The 15,525-nt window shown below is 60.8% G+C and carries 11 protein-coding genes; 8 read left to right on the top strand and 3 right to left on the bottom strand.

Annotation, left to right across the window (positions count from 1 at the left end):
• Nucleotides 1-61 precede the first annotated feature (61 nt).
• The 7 genes from lpxB to R6254_RS04745 all read left to right on the top strand — a co-directional run bounded on the left by lpxB (nucleotide 62) and on the right by R6254_RS04745 (nucleotide 8,302).
• On the top strand, nucleotides 62-1,192 hold the full coding sequence (gene lpxB, locus R6254_RS04775) for a lipid-A-disaccharide synthase (RefSeq protein WP_318404831.1): 1,131 nt from the start codon (nucleotides 62-64) through the stop codon (nucleotides 1,190-1,192).
• A complete protein-coding gene (rnhB, locus tag R6254_RS04770) occupies nucleotides 1,164-1,781 on the top strand; it encodes a ribonuclease HII (protein ID WP_318404829.1) in 618 nt (205 codons plus the stop codon). Before lpxB ends, rnhB begins: the two co-directional genes overlap by 29 nt.
• Nucleotides 1,778-2,560 carry a TrmH family RNA methyltransferase gene (locus R6254_RS04765; protein WP_318404827.1) on the top strand — a complete coding sequence of 261 codons (783 nt, stop codon included), beginning with the start codon at nucleotides 1,778-1,780 and terminating at the stop codon, nucleotides 2,558-2,560. Before rnhB ends, R6254_RS04765 begins: the two co-directional genes overlap by 4 nt.
• 208 nt (nucleotides 2,561-2,768) lie before the next feature.
• Nucleotides 2,769-3,944, top strand: a complete 1,176-nt coding sequence (carA, locus tag R6254_RS04760) for a glutamine-hydrolyzing carbamoyl-phosphate synthase small subunit (RefSeq protein ID WP_318404825.1) — start codon at nucleotides 2,769-2,771, stop codon at nucleotides 3,942-3,944.
• Nucleotides 3,944-7,174 (top strand): carbamoyl-phosphate synthase large subunit, encoded by a 3,231-nt coding sequence (gene carB / locus R6254_RS04755; RefSeq protein ID WP_318404823.1) that lies wholly within the window; start codon nucleotides 3,944-3,946, stop codon nucleotides 7,172-7,174. The genes carA and carB overlap by 1 nt, the downstream gene beginning before the upstream one ends.
• 113 nt (nucleotides 7,175-7,287) lie before the next feature.
• Nucleotides 7,288-7,764, top strand: a complete 477-nt coding sequence (gene greA / locus R6254_RS04750; protein WP_318404821.1) for a transcription elongation factor GreA — start codon at nucleotides 7,288-7,290, stop codon at nucleotides 7,762-7,764.
• Between the two features lie 91 nt (nucleotides 7,765-7,855).
• Entirely contained in the window at nucleotides 7,856-8,302 is a 447-nt protein-coding gene (locus tag R6254_RS04745; RefSeq protein WP_318404819.1) for a DUF4149 domain-containing protein, read from the top strand.
• A gap of 31 nt (nucleotides 8,303-8,333) precedes the next feature.
• Here R6254_RS04745 and folD read toward each other — a convergent pair whose 3' ends face one another.
• The 3 genes from folD to R6254_RS04730 form a co-directional block, all read right to left on the bottom strand.
• Nucleotides 8,334-9,182: a bifunctional methylenetetrahydrofolate dehydrogenase/methenyltetrahydrofolate cyclohydrolase FolD gene (gene folD, locus R6254_RS04740; protein ID WP_318404818.1), complete on the bottom strand. Its 849-nt coding sequence runs from the start codon at nucleotides 9,180-9,182 to the stop codon at nucleotides 8,334-8,336.
• Between the two features lie 88 nt (nucleotides 9,183-9,270).
• Complete coding sequence (locus tag R6254_RS04735; RefSeq protein ID WP_318404816.1) at nucleotides 9,271-9,897, bottom strand: response regulator transcription factor; 627 nt, start codon at nucleotides 9,895-9,897, stop codon at nucleotides 9,271-9,273.
• 35 nt (nucleotides 9,898-9,932) lie between these two features.
• A complete protein-coding gene (locus R6254_RS04730) occupies nucleotides 9,933-12,497 on the bottom strand; it encodes a PAS domain S-box protein (protein WP_318404814.1) in 2,565 nt (854 codons plus the stop codon).
• A gap of 264 nt (nucleotides 12,498-12,761) precedes the next feature.
• On the opposite strand from R6254_RS04730, the gene aceE reads away from it, so the two are divergent.
• Nucleotides 12,762-15,509, top strand: a complete 2,748-nt coding sequence (aceE, locus tag R6254_RS04725; protein ID WP_318404812.1) for a pyruvate dehydrogenase (acetyl-transferring), homodimeric type — start codon at nucleotides 12,762-12,764, stop codon at nucleotides 15,507-15,509.
• The last annotated feature ends 16 nt before the right edge of the window (nucleotides 15,510-15,525 follow it).

The raw sequence follows: 15,525 nt of genomic DNA, 5'->3' as shown, positions 1-15,525 counted from the left end.
CGCACCCAGCTCTCTGCCGGTCCGTAGAGTGGCTGGCGGCTCAACCTCTCCCGCCTTGGCCATGGTGGCCGGCGAAACCTCCGGTGATTTGCTCGCGGGCTTGTTGCTCGACGGTTTTCGCGAACGCTGGCCTGGCCTGCGGGCCCGCGGCATTGGCGGATCACAGATGGCGCAGCGCGGCTTCGAGAACTGGTGGCCCAGCGACAAGCTGGCGGTGCGCGGTTATGTGGAAGTGTTGCGGCACTACCGAGAAATTGTTGGCATCCGCGAGAAACTCAAGCAAAAACTGCTGCAGCAACGGCCGGATGTTTTCATCGGCGTGGATGCGCCCGATTTCAACCTCGACTTGGAAGCCGCGCTCAAGGCCGCGGGTATCAAGACGGTACATTTTGTCTGCCCCTCGGTCTGGGCCTGGCGCGCGGACCGGTTGGAGAAAATCCGGCGCAGCTGTGATCACGTTTTGTGCATTTTCCCGTTCGAGCCGGCCTTGCTGGCAGAGCACGGCATTGCCGCGACTTATGTCGGTCACCCGCTGGCCAGCGTCATCCCGATGCTGCCCGATCAGGCCGCCGCCCGGCAACAACTGGGTTTGCAGCCGGAAGACCAAGTGCTGGCGATTTTGCCGGGCAGCCGTGCTTCTGAAATCCAGTATCTGGCTGACAGGTTTTTTCAGGCTGCAGCCCTGATTAAGCGGGCGCAAGTAGCTATCAAAATCGTCGTGCCTGCCGTGCCCGCCTTACGTGCCCGGATCGAGCAGGCGGCGCGTGCGGCTGGCGTGCTGTCCGATGTTCAGATCGTGTCCGGGCAATCCCACACGGTGCTGGCGGCCTGTGATGTCACCTTGATCGCCAGCGGCACCGCCACGCTGGAGGCGGCGCTGTTCAAGCGCCCCATGGTGATCGCCTACAACATGAACTGGTTGTCCTGGCAAATCATGCGGCGCAAACAATTGCAGCCCTGGGTCGGCCTGCCCAACATCCTGTGCCAGGACTTCGTGGTGCCGGAGTTGCTGCAGGAAACCGCCACACCGCAAGCGCTGGCTGAGGGCGTGTTGCAGTGGATGGATGCGAAAATCTCGGCACCTGAAAAAATACGGGCTGTTGAACAACGATTTACAAAGCTGCATGAAGAACTGCAGCGCGATACCGCCAAAATAGCCACCGATGCGATCCAGAACATTCTTGAAGGCTGAACAGGTCACCTTGTCCTGGGATACGCCCGGCCTGATGGCCGGTGTGGACGAGGCCGGGCGTGGGCCGCTGGCCGGGCCGGTGGTGGCGGCTGCCGTCATCCTGGACGATTTGAAACCGATTCTTGGGCTGGCCGACTCCAAAAAACTCACACCCTTGCGGCGCGAAAAGTTGTACCACGAAATTCGTGCCAAAGCCTTGTGTTTCTCCATCGCACAAGCCAGCGTGGAAGAGATTGATCAATTGAATATTTTGCAAGCCACGATGCTGGCCATGAAACGTGCGGTGGAGGGTTTGCGCCTCAAGCCCAACAAGGTGCTGGTCGACGGCAACCGCCTGCCGACACTGAGCATGCTGGCCGAAGCCATTGTCAAAGGGGATGCCCTGGTGCCGGCGATTTCAGCCGCTTCCATCCTCGCCAAGGTCTACCGCGATAACTGGTGTCAGAAATACCACCTGGAATACCCGCAATACGGTTTTGCCGGCCACAAGGGGTATGGCACGGCCGAACACCTGTCAGCGCTGCGTGAACACGGTGCCTGTCCACAGCACCGCAAGTCTTTCAGCCCGGTGGCCGAGGTGTTGCGTTGAGCGCGGCTCCGGGCGCACCGGTTTTTGTGAGTTCGCGCGACAACGCCCTGGTCAAGGATTTGCGCAGGTTGTCGCAAGACAGCACGGCTTACCGCAAGCAGGGGCGGGTCTGGTTGGAGGGCGACCATTTGTGCCGCGCCGCGCTGGCCCGCGGCCTGAAACCCCAGATCGCCGTATTTTCCGAGTCATTTTGGCCTCTGGCCCCCGCTGAATGGGCGCAAGCAGCTATTAAAAACATAGTGATTGCCGATGTACTGCTGCCCGAGATCAGCGGGCTGGAGTCCCCGGCGCCCATGGGTTTTGTGATGGACCTGCCAGCGTCCGGCCAACTGCTGCCAGGCGCGGCAAGCCTGATTCTGGATCGGGTCCAGGATGCCGGCAATGTTGGTTCCATGTTGCGCAGCGCCGCCGCCTTTGGGTTCAGTCAGGTGATTGCGCTCAAAGGCACGGCCGCGCTCTGGTCACCCAAGGTCTTGCGCGCCGGCATGGGTGCGCATTTTGGTTTGAAGCTGCTGGAAGGCTTGAGTCCCGAGGCGCTGCAAGCCTTGACGGTGCCCATCATCGTGACGAGTTCCCACATGGGTAGTTTCTTGCACCAGCAAACCCTGCCCATGCCTTGTGCCTGGGCCATGGGCCACGAGGGGCAGGGCGTGGGCGACGATTTGATGGCCAGGGCCAGCCTGAAAGTGCGCATAGACCAGCCTGGCGGCGAGGAGTCATTGAACGTGGCGGCTGCGGCTGCGATTTGTCTCTACGCCAGTTCCTTGAGCCGCATTTAAAGGGCAATGCCCCCATTCTGCGGGGCTGTGCAGCAGGTAAAGCCGCCAGTACGAGGGCAAGCAGGCCGCCGCTCAGTTATAATCAAGGGCTTTCCCGCAAACCCCCAGTACGCCTAGCGCATTCAAGCCAACTCCCTAATAAAAGCAGCAACCAAGAGTCACCTCTTGAGCACGCTTGGGCGTACCCGTAACCATCCCGGAGAACCCAGTGCTTTTGTCTCTACAGGGTAATACCCCTCACGCCATTTTGGCGCTCGCAGACGGCACGGTCTTTATTGGCAATTCCATTGGAGCAGCAGGCTCCACCGTCGGTGAAGTGGTGTTTAACACCGCGATGACCGGCTACCAGGAAATTCTGACTGACCCCAGTTACTGCCAGCAGATCGTCACCCTCACTTACCCCCACATCGGCAACTACGGCGTCAATGCCGAAGACGTCGAAGCCGAAAAAGTCCATGCGGCCGGCCTGATCATCAAGGACTTGCCTTTGCTGGCGTCCAACTTCCGCATGTCCATGACCTTGACGGAGTACCTGGTCAAGGAAAACACGGTCGCCATCGCCGGTATCGATACCCGCCAACTGACCCGTCTTCTGCGTACCAAAGGTGCACAAAACGGCTGCATCCTGGCACTGGCCCAGGGCGAGGCCGTCAGCCAGGCCGCGATTGACAAGGCCATCGCTGCGGCCAAGGGCGCGCCCAATATGGCCGGGCTGGACCTGGCCAAAGTCGTGTCGGTCAAGCAGACCTACGAGTGGACCCAGACCGAGTGGAAGCTCGGCTCAGGTTACGGTGTGCAGATCACGCCGAAATTCCATGTGGTTGCGTATGACTTCGGCGTCAAGAAAAACATCTTGCGCATGTTGGCCGAGCGCGGTGCACGCATCACGGTGGTGCCGGCGCAAACGCCTGCGGCCGATGTGCTCAAGCTCAAACCCGATGGCATCTTCCTGTCCAACGGCCCCGGTGATCCTGAGCCTTGCGACTACGCCATAACCGCCACGCGCGAGCTGATTGAAACCGGCATCCCGGTTTTCGGTATTTGCCTGGGCCACCAGATCATGGCCCTGGCCAGCGGTGCGACCACCTTCAAGATGCAGTCCAGCCACCACGGTGCCAACCACCCGGTGAAAGACCTGGACACCGGTCGCGTCAGCATCACCAGCCAGAACCACGGTTTTGCAGTGGATGACAAAAACCTGCCGGCCAACCTGCGTGCCACGCATGTCAGCTTGTTTGACGGCACCTTGCAGGGCCTGGCCCGTACCGACAAGCCGGCGTTTTGTTTTCAGGGTCACCCGGAAGCTTCACCCGGCCCGCACGATATTTCGTATTTGTTTGACCGTTTCACGGCCCTCATGGAACAGCATGGAGGGGAAAAATAATGCCAAAACGTACAGACATCAAATCGGTCCTCATCATTGGCGCCGGCCCCATCATCATTGGCCAGGCCTGTGAGTTTGACTACTCCGGCGTGCAGGCCTGCAAGGCCTTGCGCGAAGAGGGCTACAAGGTCATCCTGATCAACAGCAATCCGGCGACCATCATGACCGACCCGGCCACGGCCGACGTCACCTACATCGAGCCCATCACCTGGCAGACGGTCGAGAAGATCATCGCCAAGGAACGGCCCGACGCCATCCTGCCAACCATGGGTGGCCAGACCGCGCTCAATTGCGCGCTGGACCTCTGGCACAACGGCGTGCTCGACAAATACAAGGTCGAGCTGATCGGTGCCACACCCGAAGCCATCGACAAGGCCGAAGACCGTCTGAAGTTCAAGGACGCGATGACCAAGATTGGTCTGGGTTCGGCCCGCTCCGGCATTGCCCACAGCATGGAAGAAGCCTGGGTGGTGCAAAAGCTCATGGGTTTCCCCACGGTGATCCGCCCCAGCTTCACGCTGGGCGGCACCGGCGGCGGTATTGCCTACAACCCGGAAGAGTTTGAAACCATCTGCAAGCGCGGCCTGGAAGCCTCGCCCACCAACGAGCTGCTGATCGAAGAGTCGCTGCTTGGCTGGAAAGAGTACGAGATGGAAGTGGTCCGCGACAAGGCCGACAACTGCATCATCGTTTGTTCGATTGAAAACCTGGACCCCATGGGTGTACACACCGGCGACTCCATCACCGTGGCACCGGCCCAGACCTTGACCGACAAGGAATACCAGATTCTGCGTAATGCAAGTCTGGCTGTGTTGCGCGAAATCGGTGTGGACACCGGCGGCTCCAACGTGCAGTTCTCCATCAACCCGGTTGATGGCCGCATGGTGGTGATCGAGATGAACCCGCGTGTCTCGCGTTCCTCGGCACTGGCTTCCAAAGCCACGGGTTTTCCGATTGCCAAGGTCGCGGCCAAGCTGGCTGTCGGTTACACACTGGATGAGTTGCGCAATGAAATCACGGGCGGTGCCACCCCCGCTAGTTTCGAGCCCAGCATCGACTACGTGGTCACCAAAATTCCGCGTTTTGCCTTTGAAAAATTCCCGGCCGCCGATTCGCGCCTGACCACACAGATGAAGTCCGTCGGTGAAGTCATGGCCATGGGCCGCACCTTCCAGGAGTCTTTCCAGAAAGCCCTGCGCGGCCTGGAAGTCGGCGTCGACGGCATGAACGAGAAGACGCAAGACCGCGAAGTGCTTGAGAAAGAACTGGGCGCGCCCGGTCCGGACCGCATCTGGTACGTGGGTGACGCCTTTGCCATGGGCATGAGCGTGGACGAAGTGTTTGCGCTGACCAAGATAGACCCCTGGTTCCTGGTGCAGATCGAGCAGATCGTCAAGATTGAGCTGGAACTGGAAACCACGTCCCTCGACAAGATCGACGCCGTGACGCTGCGTGCGCTGAAGCAAAAAGGTTTCTCGGATCGCCGCCTGGCCAAGCAGCTGAAAACCACAGATACCGCAATTCGCGACAAGCGCATCGCACTCGGTGTGCGTCCGATTTACAAACGTGTGGACACCTGCGCCGCCGAGTTTGCGACCAACACCGCCTATATGTATTCGACCTACGAGGCCGAAGGCAGCGAGTGTGAAGCCGCACCCACGGACAAGAAAAAAATCATGGTGCTGGGCGGCGGTCCCAACCGCATCGGGCAGGGTATCGAGTTTGACTACTGCTGCGTCCATGCCGCACTCGCCATGCGCGAAGACGGCTACGAGACCATCATGGTTAACTGCAACCCCGAAACCGTGTCCACCGACTACGACACCAGCGACCGCCTGTACTTCGAGCCGCTGACGCTGGAAGACGTGCTGGAAATCGTCGACAAGGAAAAGCCGTTCGGCGTGATCGTCCAGTACGGCGGCCAGACTCCTTTGAAGCTGGCGCTGGATCTGGAAGCCAACGGCGTGCCCATCATTGGCACCTCGCCCGACATGATCGACGCCGCCGAAGACCGTGAGCGTTTCCAGAAGCTGCTGCACGAACTCAAGCTGCGCCAGCCGCCCAATGCCACGGCCCGTACCGAGCCGGAAGCGCTGGAAAAGGCCGCGGCCCTGGGTTACCCCCTGGTTGTGCGCCCCAGCTATGTGCTGGGTGGTCGCGCCATGGAAATCGTGCACGAGCAGCGCGATCTCGAGCGTTACATGCGCGAAGCCGTCAAGGTCAGTCATGACTCGCCGGTGTTGCTGGACCGTTTCCTCAACGACGCGATTGAATGTGACGTCGATTGCATCCGTGACGGCGTGGGCGCCACCTTCATTGGCGGTGTGATGGAACATATCGAGCAGGCCGGCGTGCATAGCGGCGACTCGGCCTGTTCCTTGCCGCCGTATTCGCTGAGCGCAGAAACCGTGCTCGAGATCAAGCGCCAGACCGCTGCCATGGCCCAGGCCCTGAACGTGGTGGGTTTGATGAATGTGCAGTTCGCCATCCAGCATGTGGATGGCAAGGACGTGATCTATGTGCTGGAAGTGAACCCGCGTGCCTCGCGCACCGTGCCGTTTGTCAGCAAGGCCACCGGCATCCAGCTGGCCAAGGTGGCGGCGCGCTGTATGGCTGGCCAGTCGCTGGCCTCGCAAGGCATCACCAAAGAAGTCACGCCACCTTATTTCAGCGTGAAAGAAGCGGTTTTCCCCTTCGTCAAGTTCCCCGGCGTGGACACCATTCTCGGCCCCGAGATGAAATCCACCGGTGAGGTGATGGGTGTGGGCAAGACCTTTGGCGAGGCCTTTGTGAAGTCGCAACTCGGTGCTGGTACCAAGTTGCCGACCGCCGGCCGGGTTTTCCTGACGGTGAAAAACAACGACAAGCCACGCGCGGTGGAAGTGGCGCGTGCGTTAGCGGCGCTGAAGTTCGACCTGGTCGCAACCAAAGGCACGGCGGCGGCCATCACGGCGGCCGGCATTCCTTGCGGCGTGGTCAACAAGGTCACCGAAGGCCGGCCCCACGTGGTGGACATGATCAAGAACAACGAGATTGTGCTGGTCATCAACACCGTGGAAGAGCGCCGCAATGCGATTGCCGATTCGCGGCAAATCCGCACCTCGGCGCTGCTGGCCCGGGTCACGACCTTCACCACGATCGCGGGCGCGGAAGCCGCGGTTGAAGGCATGAAATACCTGGACAACCTGACCGTGTATTCGATTCAGGAATTACACGCCCAACTGGCCTGAGCTCGGGGCAATTACCGAGCCCAGGCGGGCGTATTTGCATTAAACTAAAAGCAGGACAATGACGCCGCCGCCAGGTGACTGGTGGCGGTTTCGCTTTTTGGAGGACTCAAACCATGGCAACCATTCCCATTACAAAAAAAGGCGCAGAAAAGCTCAAGGCTGAACTGCACCAGCTCAAAACCGTGGACCGCCCCTGGGTCATCAACTCGATTTCCGAAGCGCGCGCCCAGGGCGACCTGAGCGAAAACGCCGAGTACGATGCCGCCAAGGACCGTCAGGGTTTTATCGAAGGCCGTATCCAGGAAATTGAAGGCAAGCTCTCGGCCGCGCAGATCATCGACCCGTCCGAGCTTGATGCCGGCGGCAAGGTCGTGTTCGGCTCCACCATCGAGCTGGAAGACGAAGACACCGGCGACAAGGTGACTTACCAGATCGTCGGCGAAGACGAGGCCGACATCAAATTCGGTCGGGTCAACATCGGTTCTCCGATTGCGCGCGCCCTGATCGGCAAGGACGAAGGCGACACCGCCGAAGTGCTGGCGCCAGGTGGCATCCGGCGTTACGAAATCATCGCGGTGATGTATATCTGATGCCCCCACGGTCGCTCACTGCGTGTAGCTTCCTGCCCCCCGAGGGGGCCGTCGCTTGCTCGGGGCGGCCCTTCGCTGCGCGGGTCTGATCATGCCCACCAAGCAACGCCTGTGCATCCTGCTGGCCGCCCTCTGGTGGGGCAGTTTGACGGGTTTGGGTTTTGTGGTCGTGCCCATGCTGTTCAAGTTTTTGGGCAGCCCGGCCGAGGCCGGCGCCATGGCCGCCAAACTTTTCACGGCGCAAACCTGGCTCAGCATAGGCTGTACCTTCTTGCTGCTCCTGGTTTTTAATAAAAACAAGGCCCCAGCCCTTATCCCATCAGCGCAAGCCGCTATGAAATATATAGTGGCCGGCTTGCTGCTGGCGGTGCTGGTGGAGTTTGGTGTGGCGCCGCGTATCGTCAGTGCGCGCGCTGACGGCGGTAACCTTCAGCTCTGGCACGGCCTGGGCAGTGTCATGTACCTGGGCCAGTGGCTGGCCGCAGGCTGGACCTTGTGGCGCTTGAGCGCTAGCACCTCAGGCGACAAGGCCGCCTGAGGTTAAGCCGGCGGACGCCGGCTATTTCTTTCTATTTGCTGCGCTCCGCGGCTTCCATGGTGTTCACCAGCAACATGGTGATGGTCATGGGGCCTACGCCGCCGGGCACGGGTGTGATGTAGCCGGCCACTTCCTTGACACCCGCAAAATCCACATCGCCGCAGAGTTTGTGCTCGTCGTTGCGGTTCATGCCGACGTCGATCACCACCGCGCCGGGTTTCACCATGTCGGCGGTTACCACATTGCGTTTGCCCACGGCGGCCACAATCACATCGGCCTGCAGGGTCATGGCCTTGAGGTCTTTGGTGCCGCTGTGGCAGATCGTGACCGTGGCGTTTTTCTGCAGCAGCATCAAGGCCATCGGTTTGCCGACGATGTTGCTGCGGCCAATCACCACGGCGTGTTTGCCTTTGAGTTCGTAGCCAATACTTTCCAGCATCTTCATGCAGCCGTAAGGCGTGCAAGGCCAGAAACCCGGCTGGCCGACCATCAGGGCGCCGGCGCTGGCCACGTGAAAACCGTCCACGTCTTTTTCGGGTGAAATGGCTTCGATGACTTTTTGCGCGTCAATGTGGGCCGGCAGGGGGAGTTGCACGAGGATGCCGTGGATGGCCGGGTCGTGGTTCAACGCATCCACGCGGGCCAGCAGCTCGGCTTCGCTGAGCGTGGCCGGGTATTGCTCCAGCACCGAATGCAGGCCGCTGTCCAGGCAGGCCTTGACCTTGTTGCGGACATACACCTGGCTGGCCGGGTTGTCGCCGACCAGCACCACGGCCAGGCCGGGAACAATGCCGCGCTCATGCAGGGCGACCGCGCGTTTCGCGACGTCGGCGCGTAATTGTTTCGACAGGGCGTTGCCGTCAATCAGTTGTGCAGTCATGGTTTATTTCCTTTAAATAAAAACGCCCGCTGGTCCAGGAACCACGGGCGCAAGCAGCTATCGAAAAGATAGCGACTGAGAGTGAGGCTCAGGTCTTGGGTGCGTTCGAGCCCAGGGCAATTTTCAGCAGGTCGGCCACGGTATTGGCGTTGAGCTTTTCCATGATGTTGGCGCGGTGCGCCTCCACCGTCTTGATGCTGATGCCCAGGTCGTCGGCGATTTGTTTGTTCAGACGGCCGGCCACGATGCGTTCCAGCACCTGGGCTTCGCGCGAGGTCAGCTTGGCCAGCAGCGCGTCGCGGCTGGCTGATTGCTGGTGTTCGCTGAAGGCTTCCTTGGCCTGGTCCAGCATGCGTTCGACGAGGCTGACCAGGGCTTCTTCCTGGAAAGGTTTCTGGATAAAGTCCATCGCGCCTTTTTTCATGGTGTTCACAGCCATGGGCACGTCGCCGTGGCCGGTGATAAACACGATGGGCAAGGGCGATTTGCGTTCGATCAAGCGATCCTGCAACTCCAGGCCGGTCATGCCGCCCATGCGGATGTCAACAATCAGGCAGGCGACTTCGCGGGCATCGTAGCGGCTCAGAAAGGTTTCGGCGGAGTCGTAACAACGCACCCGGTAGTCCTTGCCCTCGAGTAACCACTGAAGCGAGTCACGCACGCCTTCGTCATCATCGACGACATACACGGTACCTTTTTTGGGAATCAAGCTCATGCCAAACCTTTTGAGTAGACGATACAAGGACCTTGTCAGTGAACGCCGGCCGGTGGTGACGGCGTCTCTGCCGTAGCCGGGGCTGGAGAAAGCAGGGGGGTCACCGGGATCCAGAAAGTAAACCGGCAACCCACCACTTCGTCGCCATTGTAGAGGTTCTCGGCCTGCATCCGGCCCTGGTGCGACTCGACAATACTGCGGCACAGTTTCAGGCCTATGCCCATGCCTTCGGCCTTGGTGGAATAGAAAGCTTCGTAGAGCCGGCTCATCACTTCGGGCGACAGGCCTTGGCCCGAGTCCATCACCGAGAACTCAACCACGCTTTGCGCTTCAATCTGCTTCGGCACCACACGCAGTTCCACCCGGCGCCGGGCGGTGGGCCGGCGTGCCTGGGCAATCGACTCGGCCCCGTTCTTCATCAGGTTGATCAACACCTGCTCGATCAGGATGGGGTCGACCATCACCTGCGGCAAGCGCGCAGCAATGTAGTGGCTGAGCCGCACGTTGTGGCGACGTAATTCGATGTCGGCCAGCTCCATCGCGTTGCTGACCAGGGTCGCCACGTCGGCCGACGTGCGGTTCGGTTCGCTGCGTTTGACGAAGGAGCGTATGCGCTGGATGATCTGCCCGGCGCGGTGCGCCTGCTTGGCGGTTTTTTCGAGGGCGATCAGCAGGTCTTCGTTGCTGATCTGCTGGCCCTTGATACGCGAGACCATGCCGTTGCAATAGTTGTTGATGGCCGTCAGCGGCTGGTTCAGCTCATGCGCCACGCTGGATGCCATCTCGCCCATGGTGATCAGGCGGCTGGCCGACTGGGCGCGCTCGGCCTGCAGAGCGGCTTGTTCTTCGGCGTGGCGGCGCGGCGTGATGTCGGTGGCAATCACCATTTGCGCCAGACGCCCGTCAACCCAGGTCAGGTAACGCGAGCGCACTTCCAGCCACTTGGACAGGTCGGTCACAAAAATCTCGGCATTCGCGGTTTGCGCCGCGGTCAAGGTGTCGGTCGGGAACCCGGCCAGGGCATCGACCGCATCCATCGTGTCGTCGGTGCTGGCGACAGGCGGCATACCGGCCTGGGCGATCAGGTTCATGTGGCCGGAAACTTCGCCACCGAACCAGGAGCGGTAGAGGCGGTTGGCAAACAGCAACTCTTCGCTGCCCAGTGGCGCGACCGAGACGGCGGCATCCAGCCCTTCCAGCACGGTGGTGAAACGTTCGTAGGAGTTGGAGAGTTCTTCGCGAATCCGTTTGGGCTCGGTGATGTCGGTCACCGAGGTCATCCAGCCGGTTTGCTGGCCACGCGGATCGATCAGCGGCGAGACATACATGCGGGCGTCAAAAATACTGCCGTTTTTGCGCTTGACCCGCACTTCCAGCCCGCCCGGCGGCGACCGGCCCTGCAACTCATCGTCCAGCCGCGCCGCCAGCGCTTCGCGGTCCTGATCTGGCCAATAAGGGAAGGGCGGCGTGCGGCCGACCAGCTCGCCTTCGGTCCAGCCCGTCATTTGGCAAAAAGCCGGGTTCACATAGGTGATGCGGCCCTGCAGGTCCAGCGCGCGCATGCCGGTCAACATGGAGTTTTCCATGGCCCGGCGGAAGTTGGTTTCCGAGATCAGGGCTTGTTGCGCCTGCACGCGGCGCCGCGTGTGGCGCCAGGTGCCCAGCAGCATCCAGACCGTGAGGGCGCTGAGTGCGCTGACCAGCCAGAAAAACCCGCTGCCAACCACCCCCAGCGAGGCCCGGTAACCCTGGGCCTTGAGCAGCAAGCCGTTGCCGACCGGGGAGACCGGGATTTCATACTCCGGCGCTTCGTCGGACCAGGGCAGCAGTTTGGCTGCCTTGTTGCGCGGCGGCGGCAGGCTGCCGGCCAGCAGCTTGCCCTTGTCGTCCAGCAGCGCGACTGCGTATTTGGCGGTGACTTCGGTCGGCACACCAAAACGCAGCAGGCCGTCGATCGCGTATTCACCCATGATGACGCCGCCGAACTTGCCCTGGTCGTCCAGCGGCACCTGCAGTTGCAAGCTGGGGCCGTTGTAGCTGGCGTCTTCCTTGGGCGTCAGGGGGCGTGAATAGACCGGCTGGCGCAAATCGCGCGCCAGACCGAACGTGCCTTCGGTCTCGCCGTATTTCAACTGCTCGCCCGAGGCCCGTACCTGCGTGACGTTGGCGCTGGGGGATACATAAGCCGCCTTGACCTTGCGGCGCGCATCGACCCAGGTCACGGCCAGCAGTTCGGGGTACTGGTTGACCAGCGATTCGGCTTGCGCAATAAATTCTTCGGTGTCCACGTCGCGGTTCGACACATCGCGGCCCAGGCGCATCAACTGCTCCTGGCGTTCCAGCAGGCGCAGGCGCAGCCTTTGCTGGGCGTATTCCACATCCCGCTTGACCGCTTGTTGCTCGCGGTCGATTTCTTCAATCCGCAGGTAAGCAAAGGCTGCAATCACGGCCGCCAGAAACAGCATCACGGCCAGCAAAGGCCCGAGGGTGACGAAGCGGTCCTGGCGTGTCGGCGATTGTTTGCGCCACCAGTGGCGCCAGCGGGCCAGCGGTGCGGTGGCGGATGGGCTGGCGGAAGTGGGGGGCGGGGTTGGGGTCATGGTGGGTGCTCAAGTTTAAGGGACTTGCGATAGCCCCGACGAGGCGTGTGATGCGTCACTCTTTTTTCTGGCCAAGACGGTTTTGCCGCAGCTACGAAATTTGGGTATGTTTTTGAAATTTCTTAATGTGAAATCAATATGCGCTATTTGAAATTTCAGAAAAATTATGAGAAACTAGAGACTTGAATCTAAATTGCGTTACAACGTGATGAAGAAGCCACTCAACACAGGCTAGTGACCCTAGCTACCAGCAGGAGACAAACCATGGCTGCAAATCCGGAACAGGCACGTGTCGATACTTTGGGCAGTGCTGCCAACGACGCCCAGAATCAGGACCTACAGGAAACGCGCGAGTGGCTGGATGCCCTGACCGCCGTCATTGAAAGTGAGGGCCCGGCGCGTGCCCATGACTTGCTGGAGCAATTGCTTGAGCATGCGCGCCAGAGCAGCATCGACATGCCGTTCTCCGCCAACACCGGCTACGTGAACACCATCGAGTCCTCGCAGGAAAAACGTTCGCCCGGCAACCTGGATATCGAACGGCGTTTGCGCGCCTACATGCGCTGGAACGCCATGGCCATGGTGGTCAAGGCCAATCGCCTGCACCCGGCCGACGGTGGCGACCTGGGCGGTCACATCGGCTCCTTTGCCTCGCTGGCTTCCATGTTTGGTGCCGGCTTCAACCATTTCTGGCACGCTGAAAGTGCTGAGCCGGGCAAAGAGCACGGCGGCGACTGCCTCTACATCCAGGGCCACGTGTCGCCCGGCGTGTATGCCCGTGCTTATCTCGAAGGCCGCTTGAGCGAAGAGCAACTGCTCAACTTCCGCCAGGAAGTCGATGGCAAGGGTCTGTCCAGCTACCCGCATCCCAAGCTGATGCCCAATTTCTGGCAGTTCCCCACGGTGTCCATGGGCCTGGGCCCGCTGATGGCGATTTACCAGGCGCGTTTCCTCAAGTACCTGCACGCACGCGGCATTGCCAACACCGAAAACCGCAAGGTCTGGGTCTTCTGCGGCGACGGCGAGATGGACGAGGTCGAATCGCTGGGCGCGATCAGCCTGGCGGCGCGCGAAAAGCTCGACAACCTGATCTTCGTGGTGAACTGCAACCTGCAGCGCCTCGATGGCCCGGTGCGCGGCAACGGCAAGATCATCCAGGAACTCGAAGGCGAATTCCGCGGTTCGGGCTGGAACGTCATCAAGCTGATCTGGGGCAAAGGCTGGGATGACCTGCTGGAGCGCGACAAGGACGGCGCCTTGCGCAAGATCATGATGGAGTGCAACGACGGCGACTACCAGTCTTTCAAGGCCAACGACGGTGCTTACGTGCGCAAACATTTCTTCGGCCGCGATCCGCGCACGCTGGAGATGGTCGCGCACATGACTGACGACGAAGTCTGGGACCTGCGTCGCGGCGGCCACGATTCGCAGAAGGTCTACGCGGCCTTCCATGCGGCCAACGAGCACAAAGACCAGCCCACCGTGCTGCTGATCAAGACCGTCAAGGGTTTTGGCATGGGCAAGATCGGCGAAGGCAAGAACAACGTCCATCAGACCAAAAAGCTCAGCGACGAAGACATCAAGGCCTTCCGCGACCGCTTCAACATCCCGATTCCCGACAGCCAGATCGCGGACATCCCTTTCTACAAACCGGCCGACGACACACCGGAGATGAAGTACCTGCACGAGCGCCGCAAGGCCCTGGGTGGTTACCTGCCGCACCGCCGCGTCAAGGCCGACGAGCAGTTCACCGTGCCCTCGCTGGACACCTTCAAGTCGGTCATGGAACCCACGGCCGAAGGCCGCGAAATCTCGACCACGCAAGCTTATGTGCGTTTCCTGACGCAACTGCTGCGCGACCAGGCCCTGGGCCCGCGTGTGGTGCCCATCCTGGTGGATGAAGCCCGCACCTTCGGCATGGAAGGCCTGTTCCGCCAGATCGGCATTTACAACCCCGCAGGTCAGCAATACACCCCGGTCGACAAGGACCAGGTCATGTATTACAAGGAAGACAAGGCCGGCCAGATCCTGCAGGAAGGCATCAACGAAGCCGGCGGCATGAGCAGCTGGATCGCCGCGGCCACCAGCTACAGCACCAGCAACCGCATCATGGTGCCCTTCTACGTGTATTACTCGATGTTCGGTTTCCAGCGTATCGGTGACCTGGCCTGGGCGGCCGGCGACATGCAGGCACGTGGCTTCCTCCTGGGCGGCACCTCGGGCCGCACCACGCTGAACGGCGAAGGCCTGCAGCACGAAGACGGCCACAGCCACATCCTGGCCGGCACAATCCCGAACTGCATTTCCTACGACCCGACCTTTGCACACGAAGTCGGCGTGATCCTGCACCACGGCCTCAAACGCATGGTGGAAAAACAGGACAACGTGTATTTCTACATCACGCTGCTGAATGAAAACTATGCGATGCCAGGCCTCACGCCCGGCACCGAAGAGCAGATCATCAAGGGCATGTACTTGTGCAAACAAGCGCCGGCCCTGGCCGCGACGGCGCCGACGGTGCAACTGCTGGGTTCCGGCACCATCCTGCGCGAGTCCATCGCTGCGCAAGAGTTGCTGGAAAAAGAGTGGGGCGTGGCTGCCAACGTCTGGAGCTGCCCAAGCTTTAACGAGCTGACCCGCGAAGGTCAGGACTGCGAACGCTGGAACCTGTTGCATCCGCTGGAAGCACCACGTGTGTCTTTCGTGAGCCAGCAGCTCGAAAAACACACCGGCCCGGTGGTTGCCTCGACCGACTACATGAAAGCCTACGCCGAGCAGATCCGTCCCTTTGTGCCCAAAGGCCGTACCTACAAGGTCCTGGGCACCGACGGTTTTGGCCGCAGCGACTTCCGCAGCAAGCTGCGCGAGCACTTTGAGATCAACCGTCACTACATCGTGGTGGCGGCGCTGAAAGCGCTGAGCGAAGAAGGCAGCGTGCCGGTCGCCAAGGTGGCCGAAGCGATCAGCAAATACGGCATCCAGGCCGACAAGATCAACCCGCTCTACGCCTGAACACGACGCGTAGAAA

Origin of the sequence: Polaromonas potterensis, from assembly GCF_033446725.1 — a bacterium.
Taxonomy (GTDB): Bacteria; Pseudomonadota; Gammaproteobacteria; order Burkholderiales; family Burkholderiaceae_C; genus Polaromonas.
This window is presented reverse-complemented; position numbering and strand designations above follow the sequence as displayed.